The sequence below is a fragment of the Andreprevotia chitinilytica DSM 18519 genome (genome assembly GCF_000711875.1).
Taxonomy (GTDB): Bacteria; Pseudomonadota; Gammaproteobacteria; order Burkholderiales; family Chitinibacteraceae; genus Andreprevotia; species Andreprevotia chitinilytica.
Genome location: NZ_JONM01000004.1, coordinates 188,595 through 214,119, shown reverse-complemented (window position 1 = coordinate 214,119; position 25,525 = coordinate 188,595). Strand labels below are relative to the sequence as shown.

At 61.2% G+C, this 25,525-nt stretch carries 31 protein-coding genes; 14 read left to right on the top strand and 17 right to left on the bottom strand.

Going from position 1 to position 25,525, the window contains the following annotated elements; genetic code table 11:
• Positions 1-93 precede the first annotated feature (93 nt).
• The 9 genes from queC to tolQ all read right to left on the bottom strand — a co-directional run bounded on the left by queC (position 94) and on the right by tolQ (position 7,932).
• A complete protein-coding gene (queC, locus tag BR41_RS07600; protein ID WP_035054739.1) occupies positions 94-783 on the bottom strand; it encodes a 7-cyano-7-deazaguanine synthase QueC in 690 nt (229 codons plus the stop codon).
• On the bottom strand, positions 780-2,102 hold the full coding sequence (locus tag BR41_RS07595; RefSeq protein WP_169741266.1) for a chloride channel protein: 1,323 nt from the start codon (positions 2,100-2,102) through the stop codon (positions 780-782). Before BR41_RS07595 ends, queC begins: the two co-directional genes overlap by 4 nt.
• Before the next feature lie 180 nt (positions 2,103-2,282).
• Positions 2,283-2,927, bottom strand: a complete 645-nt coding sequence (queE, locus tag BR41_RS07590) for a 7-carboxy-7-deazaguanine synthase QueE (RefSeq protein WP_035054737.1) — start codon at positions 2,925-2,927, stop codon at positions 2,283-2,285.
• A 241-nt stretch (positions 2,928-3,168) separates the two neighbouring features.
• Complete coding sequence (ybgF, locus tag BR41_RS07585; RefSeq protein ID WP_035054735.1) at positions 3,169-3,900, bottom strand: tol-pal system protein YbgF; 732 nt, start codon at positions 3,898-3,900, stop codon at positions 3,169-3,171.
• Positions 3,901-3,971: 71 nt separating this feature from the next.
• A complete protein-coding gene (gene pal, locus BR41_RS07580; protein WP_051710442.1) occupies positions 3,972-4,517 on the bottom strand; it encodes a peptidoglycan-associated lipoprotein Pal in 546 nt (181 codons plus the stop codon).
• Positions 4,518-4,614: 97 nt separating this feature from the next.
• A complete protein-coding gene (gene tolB / locus BR41_RS07575) occupies positions 4,615-5,919 on the bottom strand; it encodes a Tol-Pal system beta propeller repeat protein TolB (protein ID WP_035054731.1) in 1,305 nt (434 codons plus the stop codon).
• A 28-nt stretch (positions 5,920-5,947) separates the two neighbouring features.
• Positions 5,948-6,811 carry an energy transducer TonB gene (locus BR41_RS22770; RefSeq protein WP_051710440.1) on the bottom strand — a complete coding sequence of 288 codons (864 nt, stop codon included), beginning with the start codon at positions 6,809-6,811 and terminating at the stop codon, positions 5,948-5,950.
• A 6-nt stretch (positions 6,812-6,817) separates the two neighbouring features.
• Entirely contained in the window at positions 6,818-7,243 is a 426-nt protein-coding gene (gene tolR / locus BR41_RS07565; RefSeq protein WP_035054729.1) for a protein TolR, read from the bottom strand.
• An 11-nt stretch (positions 7,244-7,254) separates the two neighbouring features.
• Positions 7,255-7,932, bottom strand: a complete 678-nt coding sequence (tolQ, locus tag BR41_RS07560) for a protein TolQ (protein WP_444541686.1) — start codon at positions 7,930-7,932, stop codon at positions 7,255-7,257.
• A gap of 252 nt (positions 7,933-8,184) precedes the next feature.
• Between tolQ and BR41_RS07555 the strand changes: the two genes are divergently transcribed.
• The 5 genes from BR41_RS07555 to BR41_RS07540 all read left to right on the top strand — a co-directional run bounded on the left by BR41_RS07555 (position 8,185) and on the right by BR41_RS07540 (position 11,389).
• Positions 8,185-8,622, top strand: a complete 438-nt coding sequence (locus BR41_RS07555; protein ID WP_169741265.1) for a Fur family transcriptional regulator — start codon at positions 8,185-8,187, stop codon at positions 8,620-8,622.
• The gene (locus tag BR41_RS25400; protein ID WP_281174000.1) at positions 8,619-8,741 is read left to right on the top strand and encodes a hypothetical protein; all 123 of its coding nucleotides are present in this window, start codon (positions 8,619-8,621) and stop codon (positions 8,739-8,741) included. Before BR41_RS07555 ends, BR41_RS25400 begins: the two co-directional genes overlap by 4 nt.
• Positions 8,738-9,490 carry a metal ABC transporter ATP-binding protein gene (locus tag BR41_RS07550; RefSeq protein ID WP_035054725.1) on the top strand — a complete coding sequence of 251 codons (753 nt, stop codon included), beginning with the start codon at positions 8,738-8,740 and terminating at the stop codon, positions 9,488-9,490. Before BR41_RS25400 ends, BR41_RS07550 begins: the two co-directional genes overlap by 4 nt.
• Complete coding sequence (locus BR41_RS07545) at positions 9,487-10,359, top strand: metal ABC transporter permease (protein WP_035054723.1); 873 nt, start codon at positions 9,487-9,489, stop codon at positions 10,357-10,359. Before BR41_RS07550 ends, BR41_RS07545 begins: the two co-directional genes overlap by 4 nt.
• A gap of 133 nt (positions 10,360-10,492) precedes the next feature.
• On the top strand, positions 10,493-11,389 hold the full coding sequence (locus BR41_RS07540; RefSeq protein WP_035054721.1) for a metal ABC transporter substrate-binding protein: 897 nt from the start codon (positions 10,493-10,495) through the stop codon (positions 11,387-11,389).
• Positions 11,390-11,398: 9 nt separating this feature from the next.
• Here the strand turns inward: BR41_RS07540 and BR41_RS07535 are convergent, their stop codons facing one another.
• From BR41_RS07535 to BR41_RS07505, 7 genes are all read right to left on the bottom strand, one after another.
• On the bottom strand, positions 11,399-12,151 hold the full coding sequence (locus BR41_RS07535) for a substrate-binding periplasmic protein (RefSeq protein ID WP_051710436.1): 753 nt from the start codon (positions 12,149-12,151) through the stop codon (positions 11,399-11,401).
• Positions 12,152-12,369: 218 nt separating this feature from the next.
• Complete coding sequence (ruvB, locus tag BR41_RS07530) at positions 12,370-13,401, bottom strand: Holliday junction branch migration DNA helicase RuvB (protein WP_035054719.1); 1,032 nt, start codon at positions 13,399-13,401, stop codon at positions 12,370-12,372.
• Between the two features lie 104 nt (positions 13,402-13,505).
• Positions 13,506-14,099, bottom strand: coding sequence for a phosphatase PAP2 family protein (locus BR41_RS22765; protein ID WP_051710433.1), 594 nt, complete (start codon positions 14,097-14,099; stop codon positions 13,506-13,508).
• Positions 14,100-14,102: 3 nt separating this feature from the next.
• Entirely contained in the window at positions 14,103-14,702 is a 600-nt protein-coding gene (gene ruvA / locus BR41_RS07520) for a Holliday junction branch migration protein RuvA (protein WP_035054717.1), read from the bottom strand.
• A gap of 112 nt (positions 14,703-14,814) precedes the next feature.
• Positions 14,815-15,111: a TFIIB-type zinc ribbon-containing protein gene (locus BR41_RS07515; protein WP_035054715.1), complete on the bottom strand. Its 297-nt coding sequence runs from the start codon at positions 15,109-15,111 to the stop codon at positions 14,815-14,817.
• 76 nt (positions 15,112-15,187) lie between these two features.
• Positions 15,188-15,709 carry a crossover junction endodeoxyribonuclease RuvC gene (gene ruvC, locus BR41_RS07510; protein WP_035054713.1) on the bottom strand — a complete coding sequence of 174 codons (522 nt, stop codon included), beginning with the start codon at positions 15,707-15,709 and terminating at the stop codon, positions 15,188-15,190.
• 12 nt (positions 15,710-15,721) lie between these two features.
• Positions 15,722-16,576 carry a TonB family protein gene (locus BR41_RS07505; RefSeq protein WP_051710431.1) on the bottom strand — a complete coding sequence of 285 codons (855 nt, stop codon included), beginning with the start codon at positions 16,574-16,576 and terminating at the stop codon, positions 15,722-15,724.
• Positions 16,577-16,729: 153 nt separating this feature from the next.
• On the opposite strand from BR41_RS07505, the gene BR41_RS07500 reads away from it, so the two are divergent.
• The 3 genes from BR41_RS07500 to aroG all read left to right on the top strand — a co-directional run bounded on the left by BR41_RS07500 (position 16,730) and on the right by aroG (position 18,856).
• The gene (locus tag BR41_RS07500; protein WP_035054711.1) at positions 16,730-17,044 is read left to right on the top strand and encodes a c-type cytochrome; all 315 of its coding nucleotides are present in this window, start codon (positions 16,730-16,732) and stop codon (positions 17,042-17,044) included.
• Between the two features lie 144 nt (positions 17,045-17,188).
• On the top strand, positions 17,189-17,605 hold the full coding sequence (gene dksA / locus BR41_RS07495; protein WP_035054709.1) for an RNA polymerase-binding protein DksA: 417 nt from the start codon (positions 17,189-17,191) through the stop codon (positions 17,603-17,605).
• Between the two features lie 195 nt (positions 17,606-17,800).
• Positions 17,801-18,856, top strand: coding sequence for a 3-deoxy-7-phosphoheptulonate synthase AroG (gene aroG, locus BR41_RS07490; RefSeq protein WP_035054706.1), 1,056 nt, complete (start codon positions 17,801-17,803; stop codon positions 18,854-18,856).
• Between the two features lie 85 nt (positions 18,857-18,941).
• Here aroG and BR41_RS07485 read toward each other — a convergent pair whose 3' ends face one another.
• Positions 18,942-19,700, bottom strand: coding sequence for a glycosyltransferase family 2 protein (locus BR41_RS07485; protein WP_035054704.1), 759 nt, complete (start codon positions 19,698-19,700; stop codon positions 18,942-18,944).
• A 150-nt stretch (positions 19,701-19,850) separates the two neighbouring features.
• On the opposite strand from BR41_RS07485, the gene BR41_RS07480 reads away from it, so the two are divergent.
• The 6 genes from BR41_RS07480 to metW are packed head-to-tail and all read left to right on the top strand — an operon-like array spanning position 19,851 to position 25,521.
• The gene (locus tag BR41_RS07480) at positions 19,851-20,723 is read left to right on the top strand and encodes a glycosyltransferase family 2 protein (protein ID WP_035054702.1); all 873 of its coding nucleotides are present in this window, start codon (positions 19,851-19,853) and stop codon (positions 20,721-20,723) included.
• On the top strand, positions 20,720-21,931 hold the full coding sequence (locus tag BR41_RS07475; protein WP_035054700.1) for an O-antigen ligase family protein: 1,212 nt from the start codon (positions 20,720-20,722) through the stop codon (positions 21,929-21,931). The genes BR41_RS07480 and BR41_RS07475 overlap by 4 nt, the downstream gene beginning before the upstream one ends.
• A complete protein-coding gene (locus BR41_RS07470; protein WP_051710429.1) occupies positions 21,928-22,743 on the top strand; it encodes a glycosyltransferase family 2 protein in 816 nt (271 codons plus the stop codon). The genes BR41_RS07475 and BR41_RS07470 overlap by 4 nt, the downstream gene beginning before the upstream one ends.
• Positions 22,740-23,762, top strand: coding sequence for a glycosyltransferase family 9 protein (locus tag BR41_RS07465; protein WP_035054698.1), 1,023 nt, complete (start codon positions 22,740-22,742; stop codon positions 23,760-23,762). Before BR41_RS07470 ends, BR41_RS07465 begins: the two co-directional genes overlap by 4 nt.
• Positions 23,759-24,892 carry a homoserine O-succinyltransferase MetX gene (metX, locus tag BR41_RS07460; protein ID WP_035054696.1) on the top strand — a complete coding sequence of 378 codons (1,134 nt, stop codon included), beginning with the start codon at positions 23,759-23,761 and terminating at the stop codon, positions 24,890-24,892. Before BR41_RS07465 ends, metX begins: the two co-directional genes overlap by 4 nt.
• Positions 24,889-25,521, top strand: a complete 633-nt coding sequence (gene metW / locus BR41_RS07455) for a methionine biosynthesis protein MetW (RefSeq protein ID WP_051710426.1) — start codon at positions 24,889-24,891, stop codon at positions 25,519-25,521. The genes metX and metW overlap by 4 nt, the downstream gene beginning before the upstream one ends.
• Positions 25,522-25,525 lie beyond the last annotated feature (4 nt).

Below are 25,525 nucleotides of genomic sequence, written 5' to 3'. Positions count from 1 at the left end.
CGACCACGGCCCGCATCCTTTTCACCACCCTCTCCCTCTCCCGCTTTCTCTGAACAAGGCAAAGCCTTGCACGGGATGTGAGAGGCGGGGCAATCAACGATAGCGCGTCGGATCGGCAAAGCCAGCCGCTTCAAACCCGGCGCGGCGTAGTCGGCAGGCGTCGCATACGCCGCAGGCGCGGCCTTCGTCGTCGGCTTGGTAGCAGGTGACGGTCAGGCCGTAATCGACGCCCAGCTTGGTGCCGGTCTCGACGATCTCTGCCTTGGTCAGCCGGATCAGCGGGGTGTGGATGGTGAGCGACGCGCCCTCCACGCCAACCTTGGTCGCCAGCCGCCCCATCGCCTGAAAGGCCGAGATGTATTCGGGCCGGCAATCCGGGTAGCCCGAGTAATCGACCGCATTCACGCCGATGAAAATGTCATCAGCCTTCAACACCTCGGCCCAGGCCAGCGCGAACGACAGCATGATGGTGTTGCGCGCCGGCACATAAGTGACCGGGATTTCGTTCTCGTGCACGACGCCGTCTTCCGGCACGGCGATGCTGGCGTCGGTCAGTGCGGAGCCGCCGAATGCCGCCAGATCGATCTTGGCGATGCGATGCTCCACTGCGCCTAGCGCCTTGGCGACACGGGCAGCGGCTTTCAGCTCGGCATTGTGGCGCTGGCCGTAATCGAAGCTCAGGCAATACGGCGCAAAGCCCTTGCTCTTGGCGATGGCAAGGCAGGTGGCGGAATCGAGCCCGCCCGAGAGCAGGATCACGGCGGGTTTGGTTTGGGTGGTCATGGTTGTTGGTACTCCGGTTTTTTGTCTGATGGCTCGTCTGGGGGCGCGCTGTTTTCGAGGCGTGGCGACGCGAATTGCGCCAGCGAGCGCTCGGCGATTTCGTGGTAGAGCCGGGTCTTGAATACACGGGCGACGGTCGACGCGACCATCGCGGCGGCCAGGGTGGAGATCACCATTTCGTGGCCGTCCGTCATCTCGATCATGATCACGGCCGAGGTGAGCGGTGCGCGGGTGACGGCGGCCAGCATGGCGGTCATGCCGATGGCGACCAGCTTCACATGCAGTTCCATGCCAAACAGCGGCACGAACCAGCTGCCCAGCCCGGCGCCCAGCGACAAGGCCGGCGCGAAAATCCCGCCCGGTAGGCCGGTCAGGAAGGTTGCGACCAGACCGATGAACTTAAGCGGCAGGAACAGCCACGGCAATGGCTCGCCGGTGGAAACGGCATGGCTGGTGGCTTCTGCCCCGCTGCCGAAAATGGGGGCGCCCAGCCCGCATAAGGCAATCAGCAGGCCGCAGGCCGCAACGAAAAAATAGGGATGCCTGATCCGCCAGTCCAGCAAGGTGCTGGGCAGCCAGCGGGTTTGATGGACGCACAGCCAGCTGAACAAGCCGCCGATCAGCCCTGCAGCGATGGAGATCGGCAACAGGGGAATCAGGATCGAATAAGTGAATTGCGGCACGTGGATGCGGCCGAAATAGGTGTAATTGCCCAGAAAAGCGAGGGAGACGACGCCGGACAGGATAACCGCGCCGATCAACTTGCCACTGGTACGTTCCTCGACCGACCGGGCCAGTTCTTCGAACGCAAAGACGATGCCAGCCAGTGGCGTATTGAAGGCGGCAGCGATACCCGCTGCACCGCCGGCCAGGATCAGCTGGCGGCGAAAAGCCGGGTCGGCGATGGGGGCGAAGCGGCGGCAGGCGTACATCAGGCTGGCGCCGATCTGCACGGTAGGCCCTTCGCGGCCAAGCACGAAACCGCAGCCGATGCCCATGACGATGCCGACGAATTTGGCGATGGCAATGCGCGCGCCGATCAGCTTGCTGGTTTTGCCGGGGTCATCCGCCACCTGCAGTGCCGCCATGGTTTGCGGAATTCCGCTGCCTTCGGCGCCCTGCCCGATGCGGGTCATCACCCAACGGATCAGTATGCCGCCCAGCGGCAGGCTGATGAAGGGCCACCACCACCAGCGATGCTGCAACAGGGCGAAGCCGGCAAAGGCCCATTCCGCGGCCTTGGCCAGCAGCACGGCGATCAGGCCGACACCGGCCGCACCGACCCAAAGCGCAAGCGTGGCTTGGGTTTTATGCGGCATGTGGCGCATCCGCGCCAACAGTCGTTTGGGTGAAATCAAGGCGAATCCTTTCGGAGCGATGACGTTGAGCTGGGAGTCTGGCACAAGTAAAGCACGGCACGATCCGCTTGCGGTCGCGGATTGCACTTATGCCCTGCGATGAACGCGGGGCTCCGGGCAGCAAGCTTGGTCAGCAAGGGATTACACCCCCGGTTTTTCGCCCCAAAGAATCTTGTGCAGCTGTACCTGCATGCGCACCGGCAGCCCGTCTTCCAGCACCCATTGCGCCAGATCGGTCGGCGGCAGGGTTTCCCACACCGGCGAGAACAGCACCGGGGCTTTGTCGGTCAGTTGCTTGTCGCGCACCAGTTCTCGCGCCCATTCGTAGTCGCTGCGGTCACACAGCACGAACTTGATTTCATCGCCGGCGCGGATGGCATCGAGATTTTCCCAGCGCATCTTGTCCAGCTCGCCCGAGCCGGGTGTCTTGATGTCGACAATGCGGGAAATGCGCGGATCGACCTGCTCGATCGGTAGCGCACCGCTGGTTTCCAGACTGACGTCGAAACCTTCATCAGCGAGGCGCTTGAGGAAGGCGAGGCTGTACTTTTGCGCCAGCGGCTCACCGCCAGTGACGCAAACGGTACGGGTGGGATGAAGGCGTATTTCGGCGAGGATGTCGTCGAAAGTCATCGTCTTGCCGCCATGAAAGGCGTAGGCGCTGTCGCAATAGCCGCAGCGCAGCGGACAGCCGGTAAGGCGGACAAAGACGGTCGGGCGACCCATGCGGCTGGTCTCGCCCTGCAAGGAGAAGAAAATCTCCGTAATGCGGAGGGTGTCGTTCACTTCAAATGCTCCAGACCGGATGCACAATCCGGTGGTATTGGGCCCCGCGGTTTTGACTCATGTAGGAGCGAGCTTGCTCGCGATAGCGATGCTTGAAATGCCAGCTATCGCGAGCAAGCTCGCTCCTGCAGAAACCAAACAGGTGGACCAGAAAACCGTCCCCACTCCGGATAGATAGTCCGGCGGAAACGAAAACGGCGCAGGCGATACGGCCCGCGCCGGACTAACGGGTAAAACGGGTTCAGTCGGTCGCGACCAGTGCCTTCTTGGCGGTGGCGGCTTTTTCCGACTGCGGGTATTTCTCGATCAATTGCAGCAGATATTGCTTCGACGTTTTCTTGTCTTTCTGCAGGTTGGCGACCACGGCGAGGCCGAACAGCGCATCTGGCGCGATCGGGTCTTGCGGGTATTTGCTGATGATCGCGCCGTAGGCGGCATTGGCGCCCTTGAAGTCCTTGAGCGCGGTCAGCGAGCTGCCGAGCCAGTATTGGGCGGCGGGGGTATTGACGCTATCCGGGTAGTTGCCGATGAACTGGCGCAGCGCCGCGACGGCATCCTTGTGCTTGCTGGCGCGGGACAAGTTGACGGCGGCTTCCAGCGCTTGCGCCTCGCTCTGCTGCGCGGCGGCTTCTTGCGCCTGGGCGTGTTCCTGGCGTGCTTCCTCGATCTTGCGCACGCGGGTGTCGATGTCGACGTAGAGGTCTTTCTGGCGCTTGGTGGATTCGTCGAGGTTGAACTGCAGCACTTCAAGCTGGCCACGCAGGTTGGCGTTGTCCTGCTTCAATTGTTCGATCTGGTTTACCAGATCGAGCACCTTGCGGTTGCCGGCCTGCAATTGCTGGATTTCTTGCGCTTGTTGTGTGACCTGCGTGCGCAGGTCGTCGATCTGCTGGCGTGCTTCCTTGTCGTCGAACAGCCCGGCGTGGGCCTGTACGGCGAAAGCGAACAACATCATGGCGGCGAGTTTTTTCATGGCGCGATTCAATGTAATAACCCGCTACCACGGTGGCAGTAGCGGGTTAAGGGGTTGATTAGGCGAAGATTTTACTGGGTCTGCTCGCCGTCGTATACCAATTCGGCCCGGCGGTTGCGTGCCCAGGCTTCTTCGGTATCGGCATTTTCCAGCGGTTTTTCCTTGCCGAAGCTCACGGTTTCGATCTGGCTTTCACCCACGCCGAGCGCGCTCATCTGCTTCTTCACCGCATCGGCCCGCTTCTGGCCCAGCGCCAGATTGTATTCGGCAGTGCCGCGATTATCGGTATTGCCCTGGATGATCAGCTTGGCATCCTTGTGATCGAGCAGGTATTTCGAATGCGCTTCGATTACTTCATTGAACTCGGAGCGCACCACGTAGGAATCGAAATCAAAATAGATCCGGCGGCTGGAGAGGATGTTGTTCGGGTCGGTCAGCGGGCTATAACCTTTGGCTGCGCTGGTGTCGCCCTTGGTCAGGTCGACGGTTGTCGGCGTTGTGGTCGTGCTGGAGCCGGGCGTGCCCTTGTCCACGACCGGAGCCGGTTCTTGTTTTGGCTGGCTGGCGCACGCGGCGAGCAGCAGAGTGATTACGAGGCCGGATACCAGTTTTTTCATCATTGACTCCTTAGCTATCTCTAATCCATCGAAAAGGTACAGAACATTTGAATCGTGCGTGGTGTTAACGCAGTAAGGATTCCATTGGCATACACGCTTATCTCAGCAGTGGTCCCCATGCCGGTTGGCGCACATCGCCACTGCTTGAACGCAGCCGCTGTTTCACGCGGCCGTCACTCGATACAGCCGCCAACTGGCCACGGCCGCCGATATCTGTTTCATAGAGGATCATCCGCCCGTTTGGCGAGAATGTCGGCGCGTCGTCGAAGCCGCTGTCCGTCAGGATCTGGATTTGCCGGGAGGCCATATCCATCACCGCGACGCTATAGCCACGATCGCCACGACTGATCAACGTCATGGTCTTGCCGTCTGGCGAGAGTTTGCCGGAAGCGTTGTAGCTGCCTTGGAAGGTCATCCGTTCCGCGCCGCCGCCAGAGAGCGGCTGGCGATAGATTTGCGGGCTGCCGCCACGGTCGGACGTGAACAACACGCTGCCGCCATCGGGCGTGAACGAGGCTTCGGTATTGATTTCACCAGTGTTGCTAAGGCGCCGTGCATTGCCGCCATCCACGCCGACGACAAAGAGCTGCGAGCCGCCTTCCTTGGTCAGCGTCACAGCCAGCTGTTGGCCGTTTGGGGCCCACGCCGGTGCCGAATTGCTGCCCTTGAACGCAGCCACTTTCCAGCGTTTTCCGGTGCCGAGGTCTTGCGCATAGACGATCGGCTTTTGCTCTTCGAACGACACATAGGCGAGTCGGCCACCATCCGGCGACCATTTCGGCGACATGATCGGTTGATTGGACGCCAGCACCGTTTGCGCGCCGTAACCATCCGCATCGGCCACTTGCAGCTCGTAGCGCTTGCCCATCTTGAGCACATAAGCGATGCGTGAGTTGAACAGGCCACCTTCACCGGTGAGCTTGGTGTAGATCATGTCCGCGATCTGGTGCGCGGTGCGACGCATCTGGTTGGCGGAGGCGCGGCGGGAGAAATTGACCAGCACGTTCTTGCTCGCTACATCGACCAGCGATGCCTTGACCATGAATGCATCGCCATCCGGCGTGATGCTGCCGACCAGCACGGTCTGTGCGCCACGTGACTTCAGCGGGCCGTTGTTGATTTGTTCCGGTGCATACGGCACCGGTGATAGATCACCCGCGCCGATCACCTTGAACAGGCCGCTGCGGGTGAGGTCATCGCCGACCACGGGCGTGATGGGTTGTTTCTGTTGCACTTCACTCTGGAACGGCGCGATGGCGATCGGGAATTGATCCGCGCCGGTGCCGACGACCTCGATGGTCATGTCGGCATGGGCTGCCGCGGCGACGCTGCCGAGGGCAAAAGCGACGACGCCGTGGCGTGCCAGCTTGGTCAGTGTTTGCAATGCGGTGGTTAAATTCATCCGGTTTCCTCCGTGAGGGCCCTGCTCATCAATCGCGTGGGCGGAACGAGAAATTCAGCGTTTTGACTTGGTCGTAAGTCACGCCAGCCGGTGGCGGCGGGAATGCGCCGAGTCCATCGATGGCGCGCTGTACTGCGCTCTTCCAGGCCTCGTTGCCGTCGCCGCTGATCTCTTTAATGTCGCGGATCGTGCCGTCCGGGAACAAGGTAATTTTGAATTCCACGCGTGGATTATCGCTGCCGGGGTAGACGATCCGGCTCTTGATCAAGCGTGCCACGCTGTCGCCATAGCCGCGTAGTTTGTCGCTGCCAGCTCCGCCGCCGCCCACACCAGTGCCAACATTATTGGCCTTGGCGGCGACGTTGGTGCCGGTGCCACCGGTTTTGCCGGCAGGCTTCGCGTTGGGCGCTGGTTTCGCGTTGTCGTTCAATGCAGCGCTGAAGGCGTCTTCCTTGGGCGGAGCCTTGGCCGGCGGTACTTTTGTTGGTGCCGGTGTTGGTTTAGGGCCTGGCGTCGGCTTCGGTGCCGGCGTTGGTTTGGGCGCAGGAGTCGGCGGCACGGTCGGCCGTGGCGTCGCGGGTTTGGGTGTGACGACCGGGGTCGGCTTGGCCTTGCCGGTGGAAATGTCCGGCTTCTTTTCGATCGGTTCGGGCTTTTCGACGACCGGTTTCAATGGCTTCACCGGTTTGACCGGTTCGGGTTCCGGCTCGGCCTGTTTGATGGCAGCCGGCGGCGGGCCGCCCCAGAGTTCGACTTCGATCGCCGCGGGTTTCTGCGTTTTCCATTGCACCGACAACACCAATCCCAGCACCAACAAGCCATGCATCAGCAGCGCCAGAAACAGCGATAGCGTCTGGTGTTCTTCGCGGTCGACTTGGCGCGGATCGCTCATGCGGCCTTATTTCCCTGCGCTGGGCTGAACCATCAGCCCGACACGCGCGATCTGCGCCTGCTTGAGCGCATCCATCACGTTGATCACTGCCTCGTAGCGCACGGCCTTGTCGGCGGCGATCACGACCGGGCGGTCGCTGCCTGTGCCGAGCTTGCCTTGCACCAGCGCGACCAATGCCTTGGCATCGGCGGCGGATTCGCTCTTGCCCTTGTCCGAGAGCTTGATGCCACCATCGGCCCCGATCTCGACACGCAACGGTTCGGCGTTGATTTCGTGGTCGGATTTGGCCACCGACGGCAGGTTGACCACGCCGGGCTGCATCATCGGCGTAGTCACCATGAAGATGACGAGCAACACCAGCATCACGTCGATATACGGTACGACGTTGATCTGGTTCATCGAGCGGCGCGGGCGGCGGCTGGAACGGGCCATGTCTCGTCCCCTTAGTGAGCAGCCTGCCGTTGCAGGATGTTGCTGAATTCTTCGATGAAGGTATCGAAGCGGTTCGCCAGCGCGTCGACATCATGCGCGAAGCGGTTGTAGGCGACGGTGGCCGGGATGGCGGCAAACAGGCCAATGGCCGTGGCGACCAGCGATTCCGCAATACCCGGTGCGACGGTGGCCAGCGTGGCTTGCCCGACGTTCGCCAAGCCGGTGAAGGCGTGCATGATGCCCCACACGGTGCCGAACAGGCCGATATACGGGCTGACCGAGCCGACCGAGGCCAGGAAGGAAGTGTGTTTGTCGAGGTAATCGAGTTCGCGCTGCATCGAGGCGCGCATGGCGCGGCGGGTGCCGTCCATGATGTTGGAGAGTTCCATGCCGCCGCGCTGGCGCAGCTTCTGGAATTCGGTGAAGCCGGCGATGAAGATCTTTTCCATTGCGATGGCATGACCACGGCGGGTCTGGTCAAAGAGACCGTTCAGATCGGTGCCGCCCCAGAAGCGATCCTCGAAATCTTCACTCTTCTTGGTGGCGTGCGAGAGGGTGAAATGCTTGCTGAAAATGTGCCACCAGGACAGCAAGGAGAGCACCAACAGCAGGCCCATCACCAGCTGCACGACGAGGCTGGCGTTCATGACCAGCGACAGGATCGACATGTCTTCAGAAGTAGGGGCCACTGCCAAACTCCGGGATTAGGTTGGGTTCTTCAACAGCCCGGCAGTATACCGTTCGCGTATCGCCCGGGCTGTGACATCTTGCAAATCCGCCGTGAAAAGACTGTGGCTAGGGTAAGAAAGTTCTGAACGTTGCTGCGCTCACCGTGCTTCGCATTCGGCCAATATGTAATAACATTACATTTTTCCGGCGAATGGCATACCATTGCAGCATCCAAACCGAATTCACATGCCCGCTTTACGGTGGGCATGACCATGATGACGCCACTCGATCACGCCGAATCCTGGCTCGCCGACCGGGGCGAAAAGCTCACCGAGCTGCGCCGCGAGGTGCTCTCGCATCTGCTCGATGCCCACGGCCCGATGAAAGCCTACGAACTGCTCACCGCGCTGCAAAAGGGCCGGCCGGGCGCATCGCCACCCACGGTCTACCGCACCCTCGATTTCCTGGTCGGCATGGGCCTCGTGCACCGGATCGATAGTCTGCAGTCCTTTGTGGCCTGCCCGATCTTCCACGCGCCGCATCAGGGTGTGATGCTGGTGTGCGAACGTTGCCACGGTGTGGAGGAGCTTGAATCTCCGAGCTGGATGGAAACGCTGCGCAACGAAGTTGCCGCGACCGGCTTCGTGATGAATCAGCACGAACTTGAAATCAAAGGGCTGTGCCGCGCCTGCCAGGAGGCGACCGCATGAAGCCTCGCACCTCAACGCACCCGATCACCTTGCTGGCCATGCCGGTCTGGCAGCGTTTGCTGCTGGTGCTGCCCTTGCTGGTTTTTCTGTGGCTGGCCGTCTGGTGGGCACTGCGATGACCGCGCTGACACTGGAAAACCTCACGCTGGCCTACAACCGCCATCCGGTGGTGCATCACGTATCCGGTGCGTTCCGACGTGGTTCGAGCACCGCCATCGTCGGGCCGAATGGTGCCGGCAAGAGCACGCTGCTGAAGGCGATCGTCGGCCTGATCTCGCCCAACCACGGGCGAGTCCGCTTTGACGGCATCAAGCGTGACGACGTCGCCTATCTGCCGCAGCAAGCCAATATCGAACGTGGCTTTCCGGTGAGTGTGCTGGACGTGGTGCTGCTGGGCGCATCCGGCCGGGCTGGCTGGTTCGGTGGTGTGAAGGCCGCAGATCGGGACCGCGCACTGGCGGCACTGGAGCGGGTCGGCCTGAGTGGCTTTGCCGAACGCAGCATCGGCGCCCTCTCCAGTGGTCAGTTCCAGCGCGTGTTATTCGCCCGCATTCTGGTGCAAGACGCCCAGCTGATCTTGCTGGACGAGCCCTTCACCGCGATCGATGCCCGCACCACGCATGATCTGCTGCACATCGTTGAGCACTGGAAACAAGAAGGCCGCACGGTGATCGCCGTGCTGCATGACTTCGAACAGGTGCGCAATCACTTCAGTCATGCATTGCTGCTGGCCAAGGAGTGCGTGGCCTGGGGCGATTGCCACGATGTGCTTACTCACGACAACTTGCGCCGCGCCAACGCGATGGCCGAATACTGGCTCGCCGATGCTGCGGTCTGCCATCGCGACGAAGAAGTTACCCAAGCATGACCCTCTACGATTTTTTCATCGGCCCGTTCGCCGAGTTCTCCTTCATGCGCCTTGCGCTCGCCGGTTGCCTTGCCTTGGCACTGGGTTGCGCGCCGATCGGCCTGTTGCTGGTATTGCGGCGCATGAGCCTGATGGGCGATGCGATGAGCCACGCCATCTTGCCCGGCGCGGCGATAGCCTTCATCGCCTATGGCTTGTCGCTCACTGCCCTCTCGATTGGCGGCTTGGTGGCAGGCTTGGCGGTGGTGCTGTTGTCCGGCCTCGTCACTCGTCTCACCCAGCTGAAGGAGGACGCGAGCTTTGCCGCCTTCTACCTGCTTTCGCTCGCATCCGGCGTGCTGCTGGTGTCCAAATGGGGCAGCAATGTCGACCTGATGCACATCCTGTTCGGCACCGTGCTGGCGGTTGATCCACCGGCGCTGATGCTGGTGGCAGGCATCGCCACGGTCACGCTCTTGGCACTGGCGATCTTCTATCGGCCCTTGGTGGTCGAGAGTTTCGATCCTGAGTTCTTGCGTGTGGCCAGCGGGGGCGGCGCGGTCGGGCACTTCGTCTTTCTGGTGCTGGTGGTGCTGAACCTCGTGGCCGGATTCCAGGCCTTGGGCACCTTGATGGCGGTGGGCTTGATGATGCTGCCCGCCACCAGCGCACGCCTGTGGGCGCAGAGTCTGGCCGGCTTGTTCGCAACTGCCATCGTGTTCGCACTCGCCGCTGGCTATTTCGGCCTGCTTGCCAGCTACCACGCCAACCTGCCGTCCGGCCCGAGCATCATTCTCGTCGCCGGGCTTGGCTACCTGCTGTCGCTCGCCTTCGGCCGCCAGGGTGGTTTGGTGTGGCGGGTGCTCAAACTCAAACATCTCGAAGCCTAGAGACGCGAGCAAAACCCTGCGCGTTGTTGTGCTCGCTTGCCGTACGAATAGTACTGTCTGCGCTTCGCACGCCTAGCCAGCAGGGTTTTGCTCGCGTCTCTTTGAATCATCTTGTTCGTTAAAGGAGATTGTCATGCGTAAGCTTTATGCCGCTCTGTTTGCGCTGTTGATTGCCCCTTCGGCGCTGGCCGACAAGTTGCCCGTCGTGGCGAGCTTCTCGGTGCTGGGCGATCTGGTGCAGCAAGTGGGGGGCGACAAGGTTGAAGTCACCACACTGGTCGGCCCGGATGGGGATGCACACGTGTTCCAGCCGGCACCGAAAGACGCGCAGTCGGTGGTGAAGTCGAAAATCGTGTTTCTGAACGGGCTGGGGCTGGAAGGCTGGTTGCCGCGTTTGATCAAGTCGTCCGGCTTCAAGGGCACGCAAGTGGTTGCGTCAACCGGTATCAAGCCGATCAAGGGCGAAGAAGGCGGTGATGCGCATGAGCGCGATCACGGCAACTTCGATCCGCATGCCTGGCAAGACCCGCAGCGCGTGCAGACCTATGTGAAGAACATCGCCACCGCGCTGGCCAAGGCCGATGCAGCCAACGCTGCCTATTACCAACAACGCGCTGCCGACTACACCAAGCAACTGGTTGAACTGGAGGGCTGGGTGCAGCAGCAGCTCACGCAAGTGCCGCCATCCAAGCGCAAGGTGATCACCTCGCATGATGCGTTCGGTTATTGCGCCAACCGGTTCGGTATCGAATTCCTCGCGCCGCAAGGCATGAATACTGATGCCGAGGCCTCTGCCAAGGATGTTGCCAACCTCGTGCGGCAGATCAAGCACGAGCATATCCAGGCGGTGTTCGTGGAAAACATCAGCAATCCGAAGCTGCTGGAACAACTGACGCGCGAAGCCAAGATCAGCATCGGCGGCCGCTTGTATTCGGATGCACTCTCCAAGGCCGATGGCCCGGCAGCGACTTATCTGTCGATGTATCGCTACAACATCACTACCTTGATCGCCGGGATGAAGCTGAACTGAGTTCGGCGGCTAGTGCGTTGCCGGCTCTTTGGCCGGCGCGCGTAGCTCGCCGAGGTACTGCTCCAGCAACTTCGTCGGCACGCCCTGCTTGTTCAGCTCCCCCAGCCGTTGGTTGAACTTCGGCAACAGGGACAGACAAGGGCTCTTCTTGGCAAAGCCGACATAGGTCACACCGTTATTGACCGGTTTGGGCAAGGCCATGAATTGGTCGTCGAGCTTGTTATCGGCGAGATAGGCGCGGCCGGAATACAGGCCGACGACATAGTAGTCGATATAGCCGGCACCCAGTTTCTTGAAGTTCTGGGCCGGCTCGGTGACGGGCTCGACCGTCAGCTTGTCGCGCAGGAATTCATCGAAACCCTCGCCATAACGATTCCCGGAATTCACCCCGCCGCGCTTGCCGATCAGATCATCCCAACGGTTGAAGGCAAACGCCCGGTCGCGCCGCACGAATACCGCCATCGGGTTGGGGAAGGCCGGCTCGCTGGTAAAGACCAGGTATTCACGCCGCTCGGGGGTGTCTTTCAAGCTGGTGACGATGTCGATCTCGCCGGTCTCGGCCTGCTTCAGCACGCGTGGCCAAGCGCCGGCATAGCGAATCTCGTAGGGGCGGTGCAGGTCATCCAGAACGCGCTTGACCAGCTCGACACTGGCCCCGGTCAGCGCTTGCCCGTTGTACCAGTGGAACGGTTTGTAGTTCGGGTCGGCCGAGACCACCACCCGCTTGCATTCCGCGCCGGCTGCCGCGAGCGGCCATGCCAATAGTGCCAGCCAGAATGCGATTGCAAACCGACCCTGATTTCGTCGAGGAATTCCCGCTTTCATTGGCGCTGCCCTCGTTGTGTTGATGCACGATAGCACAGGGCAATGGCGAAGCAGATAGCGTGATGCTGGGGCTATCGCGGTGGCGAGCGCTTGGGAGGCGGCCACCCAATTTTCGTCGGTTGCTGGGTTGGGTTGGTGGGAGGCTGAAGTGGTATTTACTCGCGCGGTTCCAGCCCGAAATGCGCGTAGGCCGAGGCGGTTGCAATCCGCCCGCGTGGCGTACGCTGCAGCAGGCCCTGCTGGATCAGATACGGTTCGAGCACGTCTTCGATGGTGTCGCTGGCTTCGCCGATCGCGGCGGCGACGTTGTCCAGCCCGACCGGTCCGCCACCGAATTTCTCGATCACTGCGCTCAGCAGCTTGCGGTCCATCACGTCCAGCCCGGCATGGTCGACATCGAGCATCAGCAAGGCAGCATCGGCGATGTCGGCGGTGACGGTGCCATCGTGTTTAACCTCAGCATAGTCGCGTACACGGCGCAGCAGCCGGTTGGCGATCCGGGGCGTGCCACGTGACCGACGGGCGACTTCGAACGCACCTTCGGCGACGATGTTCACCTCCATCAACGCTGCCGAGCGGGTGACGATCTTGGTGAGCTCGGCCGGGGTGTAGAACTCCAGCCGCGCCACGATGCCGAAACGATCCCGCAGCGGATTGGTGAGCATGCCGGCGCGAGTGGTTGCACCCACCAGTGTGAACGGCGGCAGATCGAGTTTGACCGAGCGTGCTGCCGGCCCTTCGCCGATCATGATGTCGAGCTGGTAGTCCTCCAGCGCCGGGTAGAGGATTTCTTCAACCACCGGCGAGAGGCGATGGATTTCATCGATGAACAGCACGTCATGTGGTTCAAGATTGGTGAGGATGGCGGCCAGATCGCCGGCGCGTTCCAGTACCGGGCCGCTGGTCTGGCGCAGGTTCACGCCGAGTTCGCGGGCAATGATGTGTGCCAGCGTGGTCTTGCCCAGCCCCGGCGGGCCGAACAGCAACACGTGATCGAGCGCCTCGCCGCGCCGCTTGGCGGCTTCGATGAAGATTTCCAGCTGCCCGCGGGCCTTTTCCTGACCGACGTACTCATCCAGCACCTTGGGCCGTAGCGCACGCTCCAGCTGTTCTTCCTGCTGCGAGATCTGCTTGGCGGTAATCAGGCGCTCTGGCGGCGCGGCGGAGAGGGAGTCGGTTTCGATCATGGCTGGCTCGGGTGAATTCAACCGCGATGATAACGTGATAACGGATCGACCAGTAGAACGAACGTACAGTCGGTAGCGATCGTCCTGCGGTATTCGCCAACGGGCTACGCCGAATACGTGGCTGTCTGCAAATACACTGCCAGTAGCACGCAACCGACCGCGTACCCTGCCAGCACATCCGATCCGTAATGCACCCCGAGCACCAGCCGTGCCATCCCGCCAGCCAGGATCGCCAGTAGCGTGAGCGGGAACACAAGGCCGCGTCGGGACGGCCAATGGCGGCAAGCCAGATAACCCAATGCGCCATACAAGGTCATCGCCGCCATGGCGTGCCCGCTCGGGAAGGATGGGCCATGCACCGCCATCAGGTGCTCCAGATCGGGCCGTGGCCGGTTCACCAGCCTCTTGAGCGCACCGTTGACGCACCAACTGGCGAATACCAGCCCCGGCAGTCCCGGCCATGCTATGCGTCCCTGCTTGCGGGCGAGCCAGCCGATCCCGAGCGCAATGGTGAGCGAGCCATAGACATTGCCCGCCCAGCCCAATAGTTGCGAGGCCTGCACCAGCAGCGGCCGATCGTACAGCCAGGCAGAAAGACTGGCATCAAAGCGAGTCTGAACGTGATCGCCCAACGACAACCAGACCAACAGAAATACCAACAGCCCGCCAGCGGCGAGCCAGTAGGTCTTGCGCCGCATGGATCAGACCTTGGCTAGTGCCTTGAGCGCGAGCTTGATGCCGTCGTTGACGGTCACGCTCTCCGGCAAAGTCTTCATCGCAGCGGTAGCTTCGCGGTCGTTGTAACCGAGGGCCAACAGCGCGTGCAGGATGTCGGTATTGCCGCCGGTGGCGAACAGCGGCCCGCTGAGCTTGGCGGTGACCGCCGAACTGGTCGGCAGGCTGCCGAGCTTGCCTTTCAGTTCCAGTACCAACCGTTCGGCGGTTTTCTTGCCGATGCCCGGCACCTTGGAAAGCCGCACGATGTCGTCGCCGGCAATCGCCAGTGCGAGTTCGTCGGTGGAGAGGCCGGAGAGGATGGCCAGCGCAATCTTGGCGCCAATGCCGGTGATCTTGATCAGCTCGCGAAACAGATCGCGCTCGGCCCGCGTTGCGAAGCCGTACAAGAGTTGGGCGTCTTCACGCACCACAAGATGCGTGAACAGCTCGGCTTTCGCGCCGACGGCAGGCAGCGCGTACAGCGTGCTCATCGGGACATCGAGTTCGTAACCAACGCCCTGAGCGTCAACGACAATGTGAGGGGGGTGTTTTTCCAGCAGCGTGCCGGTGAGGCGTCCGATCATGATGGCGAGCCTGAAAGTGGAATCAGAGGGGAAATCTGCGGGGGAGTATACGGGGCGCGGCGGAGGTGGTCATGCCGCGCCCGTCATTCGAGTTGCGATTGCGGGTTGGGGATCAGTCGAAGATTTCCTGCCAGATGCTCTTCTTGCGATAGGGTTTCTGGTCGTGGCCGTATTGGCGATCGTCGCGATAACCCGGTTGCGGCTGACCATGATGGCCATGTCCATAACCGGCTTGCGGCTGTGGTGCCGGTGCATAGCTCTGCGCTGCTTCTTGTTGCGAGCGTTCCAGAATCTTGTCGAGTTCGCCGCGATCCAGCCACACGCCCCGGCACTGCGGGCAATAATCGATTTCAACGCCTTGGCGCTCGCTCATCACGAGTTGAGTGGTTTTGCAGACGGGGCAATCCATGTGGGTGACTCCTCGGTTGGCACGAGGTAGTTCCGAGCCGCATCTCGCCGAGTCGGTTCCCGGCACTATTGCGCGCTTAAGCCAGCCGCCCACGCTTGATGTTCAGCCCCATCTGTTGCAGCTTGCCCGCTACGCCGGTGCCGTGTTGGGCATGCGTGAGCGCCACGGCGAGCGCATCAGCGGCATCCGCTTGCGGCTTGCCAGTCAGACGCAGCAGACGCTGCACCATGTGGCTGACCTGATCCTTGTCGGCGTGGCCGTTGCCGACAACGGCTTGTTTGACTTGCAGCGCGGTGTATTCGGCGATGGGTAATTCAGCCAGAACCAGGGCGGCGATGACTGCCCCACGTGCTTGGCCGAGCATCAGCGTGGAAGAGGGATTGACGTTGACGAAGACGATCTCGACGGCGGCAACATCTGGCCGGTAGGTTTCGGATACTTCACGAATCCCCGCGAGCAGGATTTTCACGCGTTCCGGCAAGGTGCCGCCACCGGTCTTGATGCAGCCGGAGGCCACATAGCTGCGGTTCTGCCCTGCGATGTCGATCACGCCAAAGCCACAGACCCGCGAGCCGGGGTCGATGCCGAGGATACGCACGGTTCGCTGACCTTAGTCCTGATCGAACATGCCGGCCTTGCCGAAGTACCAGGTACGGCTGATCGATAGCACGTCGGTATCCTTGCGGATGTCATCGGGGAAGCGGCCGTATGGCGCGGCCATCTTGGCGATACGCATCGCGCCGGCATCCAGATCCGGATTGCCGGATGATTTGGTGATCTCGGCCGCGACCACATTGCCGTTGGCATCGATTTCCACCGTCATCATCAGCGAGCCATGCAGTTTCTGGCCGTGACCATCCTTGGGCATCAGCATCATGCCGTAGCGCTCGACCTTGCCGCGCCAGTCCTCGACATACTGGGCAAAGCGGTATTCCTTGGTGCGAGCGCCGATGAAGGTCTTTTTCGGCCGGCTCTGGTAGATGTCGTTTTGCTTGCTGATCTGGGCGGCCTGCGCGGCGATCTCGCGCGCCTGCTGCTTGAGCGCTTCCGGGTCGAGGCCTTCCTTGGCTTTTTCCTGCGCCTTGTTGGCCTGATCCTGCGCCAGCGCGACTTCCGCCTTGACCCGGGTCATCAGCGTCTGGGCGGTGGCTTCAAGTTGCTGTTGCTGCGCTTTGACTTGTTCCAGCTCGGTCGACGGGGTCTTGTTCTGCGAGGGCAGCGGGCTTTTTACACGCTTGTTGGCGGCATCGGTATTGCCACCGCCATCGAGCTGCGCTTGTGCCAGCGCCTCGGCCTTGGCGGGCGCGGTGATGGTCTTCTGATTGACGAGGACGACGTCGAGCGGCTGATTGGAAAACAGCGTTTTCGGGTCCGGCATGACGAATTTGATGCCGAATATCGGCACCGCATGCACCAGGGCCGAAACCACTAGCGCTGCAGTCATGAAGCGTTGCGAGCGATCCATGCGACGAGCCAACCCGCGATTGGTAAAATTGTAGATCGGCCGAGTTTAGCACAGCGTTTCCTGGTCGCTGCCGGGCTGTACTTGCGAGACGTTTCCTTTGTCCACGGCGGTGCTAAGATGATCGTTAACCCAACTTGTAAGGAATTTGTCGCAATGCGTTCAAGTCTGCTTGCCGTGGCCGTATTTGCCGGCTGTGCACTGCCAGCGTTTGCCGCCGAGGACGGTGCCAAGGTCGCTGCAAAGTACAATTGTCTGGCCTGCCATTCGGCCGATCACAAGATCGTCGGGCCGGCCTACAAGGACGTCGCGGCGCGCTATCGCGGCCAGCAAGGTGTCGAGCAGATGCTGATGAACGAAGTGCGCGCCGGTACCAAAGGCAAGTGGGGCGGGCCGGTGGCAATGCCGCCGCAACAGATCGGAGATGAGGATTTGCGCACGATTGTGCGTTGGGTGCTCTCGCAGAAGTAATTGTTTCACTGGGGTTAAGTCAGTGGGGCCCTTATTGCGTTGAGCGGGCGACTTGATTAAGCTGCGTGCCCATTTGGCGGATCAAGCATATGTAAGAAGCATATATAAGCTTGTCCGCCCGCGTTTCACATCGGGAGTAGCATCATGGCCAAACTGACTGAAAAAGACATCCTCGCCTGGAATGGGTCGGATGACGACTACATGAACCCCGATCACCTTGCGTTCTTCCGCGAGAAGCTGGTGGAGATGAAGGCCGAGCTGTTGGCAAATGCCAATCAGACCACCAGTCATCTGCAAGAGCAGGAAGCAACGCCCGATCCGGCGGATCGCGCCACGCTGGAAGAGGAATACGCGCTTGAGCTGCGTACCCGCGACCGCGAGCGCAAGCTGCTGCTGAAGATCGACTCCACGCTGCGCAAGCTCGATGGTGGCGATTACGGCTACTGCGAAGACACTGGCGAGCCGATCGGCCTGGCGCGTCTTCTGGCTCGTCCGACCGCATCTTTGTCGATCGAAGCGCAAGAACGGCGCGAGCGGCTCAAGAAGCAATACGCCGACTAAGTTACCCATCGGGTACTAAGTCGCATCCCGGGCCGACGCTCGTCGGCTCCCGTATTTCCGCCCTTTTCGCCTTGTCCGCGCGGTGCTTGGTTGACCGTGCGGTTTGCGCGTGCGCGTTTTAGACGCTAATCTAGCCCTCCGCCACAAAATTCATCGTGCGACGCAACATCGCGGCGCAGCGCAGGGACGATCAACATGCAATACCAGACAGACGACGTACGTATCCGCGAAATCAAAGAACTGCTGCCCCCGATCGCGGTGCTGGAAAAATATCCGGTCACCGAAACCGCATCGGCAGTCGCCTTCGAGACCCGGCAAGCGATCCATCGCATGCTGCAAGGCGAAGATGACCGCTTGCTGGTCATCGTCGGCCCCTGTTCGATCCACGACACCAAGGCCGCGCTCGAATACGGCCACAAGCTCAAGGCCCTGCGCGAAGAACTGCACGGCCAGCTTGAAATCGTGATGCGCGTCTACTTCGAAAAGCCGCGCACCACCGTTGGCTGGAAGGGCCTGATCAACGATCCGTACCTGAACGGCAGCTTCAACATCAACGATGGCCTGCGCATTGCGCGCAAGTTGCTGCTTGATCTGAATGACATGGGCTTGCCGACTGCCGGTGAATTCCTCGACATGATCACGCCGCAATACATGGCGGATCTGATGAGCTGGGGTGCCATCGGCGCGCGTACCACCGAATCGCAAGTGCACCGCGAGCTGGCTTCTGGCTTGTCCGCGCCGGTTGGCTTCAAGAATGGCACCGATGGCAACCTCAAGATCGCCATCGACGCGATCCGTGCCGCCAGCCAGCCGCATCATTTCCTGTCGGTCACCAAGAGCGGCCATTCGGCCATCGTCTCGACCGCTGGCAATCCGGATTGCCACATCATCCTGCGCGGTGGCAAAGAGCCGAATTACGACGCCAACCACGTGCGTGCCGCGACGGCCGATCTGGCTGCTGCTGGCTTGCCCCACAAGCTGATGATCGACTTCTCCCACGCCAACAGCCGCAAAGATTATCGTCGCCAGATGGAAGTCTGCTCCGACACCTGCGCCCAGATCGAATCCGGCAACGATGCGATTTTCGGCGTGATGATCGAATCGCATCTGGTCGAAGGTCGTCAGGACGAGCCGGTTTGCTACGGCCAGTCGATCACCGATGCGTGCATTGGCTGGGACGACACGGTGAAGTCGCTCAAGAATCTGGCCAACGCCGTGGCGCAACGCCGCGCACTGGCCAAGCTGGGCTGAGTTCGCTACGCCGTACGGCATCGCTGCATGAAGAAACGCCCCGCTGAGTCGGGGCGTTTTTACGTCTTGCGTCTTGGGGATAGAGTCAGTCGATATGCCGCTGGCGATGCAACAAACCCAACTTGAGAAAGCGGTAATACGTCGTCTCCGCATTCATCACCGAGATGGCAAAGCCGGCCCCGCCATCGAGAAAACCGCGCTTGATGACATAGGTACGAAAAAAAGCCCACAGGCCGCGCAATGCCGCCTTGGCGACGCCGCTCGACTGGCCCTTGCCATGCCGCTGCGCGGCACCGGCGGATGAGTATTGATTCACCTTGCCGAGCACGGTTTCAAAGTCGTCATAGGAGTAATGCAGCAGTTCGCCGGCCAGCACGGGTGCTGCGCCGTCAAACACCAGCCGTTCGTGCACCAGATCATCGCTGTAACGTGCCGTACCTCGCTTGAACAGGCGCGGTACATCGTCGGGATACCAACCGCAATGCCGAATCCATTGACCACAAAACGACGAGCGCCGGCGTAGCGTGAAGACCGCGCCGGCGTTGCTGGTTATGGCAGCGCGGATCGCGTTGGCGAGTTCCGGGCTGACGATTTCATCGGCATCCAGCGAGAGTACCCAGTCGGTATCGAGCGATGCCAAGGCACGGTTCTTTTGTGGGCCGAAACCGGGCCAGTCCGTCGTCGTCTCGACCTGCGCACCGTGGGCAGCAGCAATCGCCAGTGTATCGTCGCTACTGCCCGAATCGAGTACCACGATGTGGTCAGCGAAGGCGACGCTCGCCAGGCATTCAGCCAGATGATTTGCGGCGTTCTTGGTGATCAGGGCGACGCCCAATGTCGGCATGCGAGAAACCTCTGGGACGGCTGCTGCAGGTGATGTCATTGCACGGCGCAATCCTGCGGGATTGCCGAACCGGGGCAGACAAAATGGGCTGCTATAATCGCCCGATTGTTCGACAGGCTGCAAGCCGGCCTACAAGGATCGCACTCCCCGATGAAAGTCAGCGGCTTTACTTTTTTGCGCAACGGCACGCTTCTGGGTTACCCCTATATCGAGAGCCTGAAGAGCTTGCTCATGGTGTGCGACGAAGTCGTCGTCGCAGTCGGTCAGAGTGACGACGATACGCTGGAACAGGTGCGCGGCATCGGTGATCCGCGTATTCGCGTGATCGAGACGGTCTGGAACGAAGCCATGCGCGATCGCGGTTATGTCTACGCGCAGCAGAAAATGATCGCCCAGTTCAATTGCACGGGCGATTGGGCGTTCTATCTCGAAGGCGACGAGGTGATCCACGAGGATGACGCGCCAAAAATCCGCGCTGCGCTTGAGCGCCATGTCGACGATCTGGAAATCGAAGCGCTGGTCTTCGATTACCACCACTTCTACGGCTGCCCCGATCTGGTGGCAAAAAGCCCGGCCTGGTATCGCCGCGCGCCGCGCGTGATCCGTAATACCATCCGCAGCTGGGCGCCGGATGGCCTGTTCTGGGTGGTCATGGACCAGAACCGCCGTGGCCGTTATCCCAAGTCCGCGCTGGCCGGCTGCCCGATCTATCACTACGGCCATGTACGTTCCTCCGCCAAGATGCAGGAAAAGGTCCTGCGGGTTTCCAAGTATTGGAACCACACGCCCAAGGCGCATGATTACAGCCAGATCGATGCCAGCATCCTGCAGCCCTTTACCGGCGCGCATCCGGCCGTCGTGCAGCAGTGGCTCACTGAATATGCCGAGCCTGCGTTCACCCCCGATTCGTCCTACCAGCTTTCCAAGCGTGAACGTCGCCATCGCTGGCTGATGCGGCTTGAGCGCTTGCTCGGCGGTGTCGATCTGACCAAGAAGAACTACAAGCAGGTATCCCGTACATGACCCTGAATCTTTTTTCCCGCGAAAACGTCCTGCTGGTGATCGCGGCTTTCGTGGCCGGTTTCGCCATCCCGGTTTCCAACGCGCTGATCAACATCGGGGCCGGCTTGATGGTGCTCGCCGTGCTCGCCACGCCTGCTGCCCGGGCCAAACTGGGCGAATCGCTACGGGAGCCGCTGGTGATTGGCTGCCTGATTTTTTACGCCGCGTACCTGCTCGGCATGTTGTGGACGGCGGAACCGGGCACGGCAGGCCTGCATATGCTGGGCAAGATGCGTCCCTACCTGGTGGCGCCGCTGTTGTTCGCCGCTTGCGGCACGCAACAGGCGAGACAGGCATTGCTGGGCGGTTTTGCCATTGGGACGGTGCTCAGCGGGGTGGTTTCGATCATTTCCGGCCTGCTGCAAACGCCGGTGATGAAGGGCGGGCCGGGCGACTATGCGGTGTTCCAGACCCACACCTACCACAACACCTTTCTGAGCCTGGTGGCGTGCGCGATTGCTGCGTTCTGGCTGAGCGGCCACATTGCGCCGCGTTATCGCAAATGGGCCGCGCTGGTATTCGTCATCTGCGTGATCGACGTGCTGTTCTTTGTTGGTGGCCGAACTGCACAGGGCATTTTGCTGCTGCTGCTGGCGGCCTTGGTCGTGTTCTGGCAAGGACGGCGCGGTGCGGTGATCGCCGTGGTGGGCCTGGTGTTGCTGGTGCCGGCGATCTATTTCGGGTCTGCCAAGGTGCGGGAAGGAATCGCGAATGCAAAGGCGGATGTCACCAGCTATCAGCAAGGCAACGCCGATACCTCCGTGGGCAATCGCCTGTTTTTCTGGACGAACGCATTCACCCTGTTCAAACAAGCCCCCGTGCTGGGGCACGGCACCGGCAGCTACGAAAAGCAGTATCGCGGCCTGACCGGCATGTATACCGGCACTTTGGCGCGTGCCAATCCACATGACGATTACCTGTGGGTGGCCGTGGAGCTGGGTGCGCTGGGCCTTGCCGCGTTCCTGGCGATGCTGGTTTCGCTTGGCATCCAATCGATGCGTCTTGCCCCACCCGAGCGCTGGGTCGGTCTGGTGCTGCTGATGTGCTACGCGGTATCGACGCTGGCCAATTCCTTTTTTACCGACAACATCACCGGTACCGGTTTCGTGCTGCTGGCCGCGGCAGTGACAGCAGGGCCTTGGTTTACCAGACGGGACAGCGCTGCATGATCAGTATCATCACGGCGGTCTATAACCAGCGGGCCGTCAACGAGCTGTTTTGGGAGCACCTCAAGCGCTACACGCGCAATCCGTTCCAGCTCATCATCGTCGACAACGGCTCCACCGACGGCAGCGCCGAGTTCTTCGAATCGGTTGGGGCGACGGTGATCCGCAATGGTGTCAATTACTCGTATCCGAAGAGCCAGAACATCGGTATCGCTGCGGCCAAGCACGATTGGCTGGCCTTTTTGAACAACGACATCATCGTCTCGCCGGATTGGGATGAACGCTTGATCGCCAGCATGTCGCAAAACGGCTTGTTGGCCGCGACGGTTTGCGGGATCGAGCAGATCGAGAATGCAGCGGCCACCAAGCGGCTCAAGCGGCGCTGGCAGCGTATCAAGAACTTCGTCGGCCTGTTCGGCAGCGGCAAGCCGGCGCTCGCGCTGATGCATCGGCTGATGTATGGCAATTGGGTGGCGTTCTGCCGCGATCGCCAGCAACGGTTTGCTGGCCAGATCAAGGAAGGTTTCGTCGGCAACACCGTGATGCTGCATCGCGATGCGCTGGCCAAGATCGGCCCGTGGGACGAACGCGTGCAGGCCGCCGATTTCGATCTCTACCTGCGTACCAAGCAGCGTGCCGCTGAAGTGGGCGATATCAAGCCGCTATCGATTTGCCTGGATGTGTTCGTGCACCACTACATCCGCCTGACCTTCAAAGCCGGCTACCCGCCCTTCGCCGACCGCGACAACCTGATCTCGCTCGATGACAAATGGCCGGCTCCCGTGCGTGCCCAGCTTGAGCTGCTCAACCAATGAATCCGCTGTTGCGCTACGCCCTCGCCCGACCCCGCAAACGCGTTCCGTTTAATAGCGTGGGCTTGCGGCGCATTTTGCTGATCCAGGTCGACAACAAGATCGGCGATCTGGTGGTGGCGACCAGCCTGCTGCGCAACTTGAAGCGCGGTTGCCCGCAGGCCGAGATCGACGTCCTCACCCGCCCGGCCTGCGGCGCGGTGTTGCGTGGCAACCCGTCAGTCGCACAAGTCTTTGGCTATACCAAGAAACCCGCGCCGACGCTGGCCCTGCTCTATCGTCTGCGTGCACGCCGTTACGACTTGGCGATCACGCTGGAAGAGCACGATTCCAGCACCACGATGACTTTGGTCAAGCTCATCGCGGCGCGGCATAACCTCGGCTTCTACAAGTCGCACTGGCCGATGTTTGACCTGTCGCTCGAACACGGCGCCTATCACGGCCATATCACCGAAAAATACCGCAGCATCCTGGCCCGGCTGGGTTTGGCAGCCGACGATATGGCGTACGATTTCCAGCCTGTTTCCGCTGAAAAAAGCCTGCTGAATGAACTGGCTGCCAATGCTACCGGCCCGCGCATCGTGCTCAACTGCTACGGCAGTTGTGCGGAAAAGACCTTGGAACACGATGCAGCGCTGGCACTGCTGCAGGCACTCCGGCAGCAAGCACCGGACAGCAGCCTCTTCCTGCTGGATGCGCCAGGCCAGACGGCTGCCACGCTACGACTGGCCACTGAATCGGGCGCCGTTGCCTTGCCGGCGTTTGCCTCCATCGGCGACGCCGCCAGCCAGGTCCGGACGGCTGACCTGTTGATCAGCACGGATACCGCCTGGCTACACCTCGCTTCCGCGCTACGCTTACCGGTATTGGGTCTGTATGCGGAAGCACGCAACATGACCTCTTGGGCGCCGCACGGTACCCGGCATGCCGGCTTGCTGGCTACAGGGCCGGCGAGTGCCCATTTCGATGCAGCGCAAAGCGCCCGCGTCGCCCTCGATTTACTTGAAAGTGCAACGCCATGACAAACTCGGTCGGCATCGTCATCCCGCAGAAGATCGCTTTCGAAACGCCCATCGCGCTCTCGTCCGGCGTCACGCTGCCGCGCTACGACCTGATGGTCGAAACCTATGGCGAGCTGAACGCGGCCAAGTCCAACGCCATCCTGATCTGCCATGCGCTGTCCGGCCACCATCATGTCGCCGGCAAGCATCACGAGGACGACAAGGCCCCCGGTTGGTGGGACACCATGATCGGCCCCGGCAAGCCGATCGATACCGACCGCTTCTTTGTCATCGGACTGAACAATCTCGGCGGTTGTCATGGCAGCACCGGGCCATCGTCGATCGATCCGGCCACCAACAAACCGTTCGGCTCCACCTTTCCGCTGGTGCTGGTGCGCGATTGGGTCGAAACGCAGGCGCGGCTGGCGGACCATTTCGGCATCCGCCAATGGGCCGCCGTGGTGGGCGGCAGCCTGGGCGGCATGCAGGCGCTGCGCTGGACCATCACTTACCCGGAGCGAGTCCGGCATGCGCTGGTGATTGCTTCCGCGCCCAAGCTCACGGCGCAGAACATCGCTTTCAATGATGTCGCCCGCCAAGCCATCCTGACCGATCCGGATTTCCACGGCGGCGACTACTACCGTCATGGCGTAGTGCCCCGGCGTGGCTTGCGGCTGGCGCGCATGCTCGGCCACATCACTTATCTGAGCGATGACGGCATGGGCGAGAAATTCGGCCGCATGTTGCGCTCGGGCGAATACAAATACGGTTTCGAGGTCGAGTTCGAGATCGAGAGCTACCTGCGTTACCAAGGCGACAAGTTTTCCGATTATTTCGACGCCAACACGTACCTGCTGATGACCAAGGCGCTGGATTATTTCGACCCCGGCCGGCATTACGGTGGTGATCTGGTGGCCGCGTTGCGCGATGCGCTGGCGAAATTCCTCGTCATCTCCTTCACCAGCGACTGGCGCTTCTCGCCGGCCCGCTCACGGGAAATCGTCAAGGCATTGCTCGACGCCAAGCGTGATGTGAGCTACGCCGAGATCGACTCGGTGCACGGCCACGATGCCTTCCTGATGGAAGATGCGCCCTATCACAACATCATGCGGGCCTACCTGAACCGGATCGCTGCGGAGGTGAATGTATGAGCGCGCCCACAACCACCCCGACCAATCCCTCGACCAATCATAAATACCAGTTGCGGCCCGACCTGCAACGCATCGCCGACTGGATCACGCCGGGTGCCAGCGTGCTCGACCTGGGCTGCGGCGATGGCGTGCTGTTGGCTTGGCTGGCCGCCAACAAGCAGGCGCGCGGCATCGGCGTCGAGATCGATGTCGATTCGGTCACGGCCTGCATCGAAAAAGGCATCAACGTCATTCATTCCGATCTGGAATCCGGCCTGACGCACTTCGAGGACGGCAGTTTCGATTTCGTCGTGCTCTCGCTCACCATCCAGGCGATGCACAACGTCGAAGGCATCCTGCGGGAAATGCTGCGGGTCGGCCGGATCGGCCTCGTCACCTTCCCCAACTTCGGTTACTGGGAAAATCGCTGGCAGATATTGATCGGCCGCATGCCGGTGTCCGAGACCATCCCGTACCAGTGGTACGACACCCCCAACATCCACTTCTGCACCCTCAATGACTTCGATCAACTGCTGGCCACGCTGGGCATGCGCAATACCGCACGCGTGGTGCTGAACGAAGGGCATGAGATTTCGCTGTTGCCCAATTTGCGCGGCAGCCTTGCCGTCGTGCGTTTTGAGGCGCTGTAACAAG

Excerpts from the sequence above, each read along its gene's own strand:
- queC (WP_035054739.1), bottom strand. The coding sequence starts at position 783 with ATGACCACCCAAACCAAACCCGCCGTGATCCTGCTCTCGGGCGGGCTC.
- BR41_RS07595 (WP_169741266.1), bottom strand. The coding sequence starts at position 2,102 with ATGCCGCATAAAACCCAAGCCACGCTTGCGCTTTGGGTCGGTGCGGCC.
- ybgF (WP_035054735.1), bottom strand. The coding sequence starts at position 3,900 with ATGAAAAAACTCGCCGCCATGATGTTGTTCGCTTTCGCCGTACAGGCC.
- pal (WP_051710442.1), bottom strand. The coding sequence starts at position 4,517 with ATGAAAAAACTGGTATCCGGCCTCGTAATCACTCTGCTGCTCGCCGCG.
- tolB (WP_035054731.1), bottom strand. The coding sequence starts at position 5,919 with ATGAATTTAACCACCGCATTGCAAACACTGACCAAGCTGGCACGCCAC.
- BR41_RS22770 (WP_051710440.1), bottom strand. The coding sequence starts at position 6,811 with ATGAGCGATCCGCGCCAAGTCGACCGCGAAGAACACCAGACGCTATCG.
- tolR (WP_035054729.1), bottom strand. The coding sequence starts at position 7,243 with ATGGCCCGTTCCAGCCGCCGCCCGCGCCGCTCGATGAACCAGATCAAC.
- BR41_RS07555 (WP_169741265.1), top strand. The coding sequence starts at position 8,185 with ATGATGACGCCACTCGATCACGCCGAATCCTGGCTCGCCGACCGGGGC.
- BR41_RS25400 (WP_281174000.1), top strand. The coding sequence starts at position 8,619 with ATGAAGCCTCGCACCTCAACGCACCCGATCACCTTGCTGGCCATGCCG.
- BR41_RS07550 (WP_035054725.1), top strand. The coding sequence starts at position 8,738 with ATGACCGCGCTGACACTGGAAAACCTCACGCTGGCCTACAACCGCCAT.
- BR41_RS07545 (WP_035054723.1), top strand. The coding sequence starts at position 9,487 with ATGACCCTCTACGATTTTTTCATCGGCCCGTTCGCCGAGTTCTCCTTC.
- BR41_RS07540 (WP_035054721.1), top strand. The coding sequence starts at position 10,493 with ATGCGTAAGCTTTATGCCGCTCTGTTTGCGCTGTTGATTGCCCCTTCG.
- ruvB (WP_035054719.1), bottom strand. The coding sequence starts at position 13,401 with ATGATCGAAACCGACTCCCTCTCCGCCGCGCCGCCAGAGCGCCTGATT.
- BR41_RS22765 (WP_051710433.1), bottom strand. The coding sequence starts at position 14,099 with ATGCGGCGCAAGACCTACTGGCTCGCCGCTGGCGGGCTGTTGGTATTT.
- ruvA (WP_035054717.1), bottom strand. The coding sequence starts at position 14,702 with ATGATCGGACGCCTCACCGGCACGCTGCTGGAAAAACACCCCCCTCAC.
- BR41_RS07515 (WP_035054715.1), bottom strand. The coding sequence starts at position 15,111 with ATGGATTGCCCCGTCTGCAAAACCACTCAACTCGTGATGAGCGAGCGC.
- BR41_RS07505 (WP_051710431.1), bottom strand. The coding sequence starts at position 16,576 with ATGGATCGCTCGCAACGCTTCATGACTGCAGCGCTAGTGGTTTCGGCC.
- BR41_RS07500 (WP_035054711.1), top strand. The coding sequence starts at position 16,730 with ATGCGTTCAAGTCTGCTTGCCGTGGCCGTATTTGCCGGCTGTGCACTG.
- dksA (WP_035054709.1), top strand. The coding sequence starts at position 17,189 with ATGGCCAAACTGACTGAAAAAGACATCCTCGCCTGGAATGGGTCGGAT.
- aroG (WP_035054706.1), top strand. The coding sequence starts at position 17,801 with ATGCAATACCAGACAGACGACGTACGTATCCGCGAAATCAAAGAACTG.
- BR41_RS07485 (WP_035054704.1), bottom strand. The coding sequence starts at position 19,700 with ATGCCGACATTGGGCGTCGCCCTGATCACCAAGAACGCCGCAAATCAT.
- BR41_RS07480 (WP_035054702.1), top strand. The coding sequence starts at position 19,851 with ATGAAAGTCAGCGGCTTTACTTTTTTGCGCAACGGCACGCTTCTGGGT.
- BR41_RS07475 (WP_035054700.1), top strand. The coding sequence starts at position 20,720 with ATGACCCTGAATCTTTTTTCCCGCGAAAACGTCCTGCTGGTGATCGCG.
- BR41_RS07470 (WP_051710429.1), top strand. The coding sequence starts at position 21,928 with ATGATCAGTATCATCACGGCGGTCTATAACCAGCGGGCCGTCAACGAG.
- BR41_RS07465 (WP_035054698.1), top strand. The coding sequence starts at position 22,740 with ATGAATCCGCTGTTGCGCTACGCCCTCGCCCGACCCCGCAAACGCGTT.
- metX (WP_035054696.1), top strand. The coding sequence starts at position 23,759 with ATGACAAACTCGGTCGGCATCGTCATCCCGCAGAAGATCGCTTTCGAA.
- metW (WP_051710426.1), top strand. The coding sequence starts at position 24,889 with ATGAGCGCGCCCACAACCACCCCGACCAATCCCTCGACCAATCATAAA.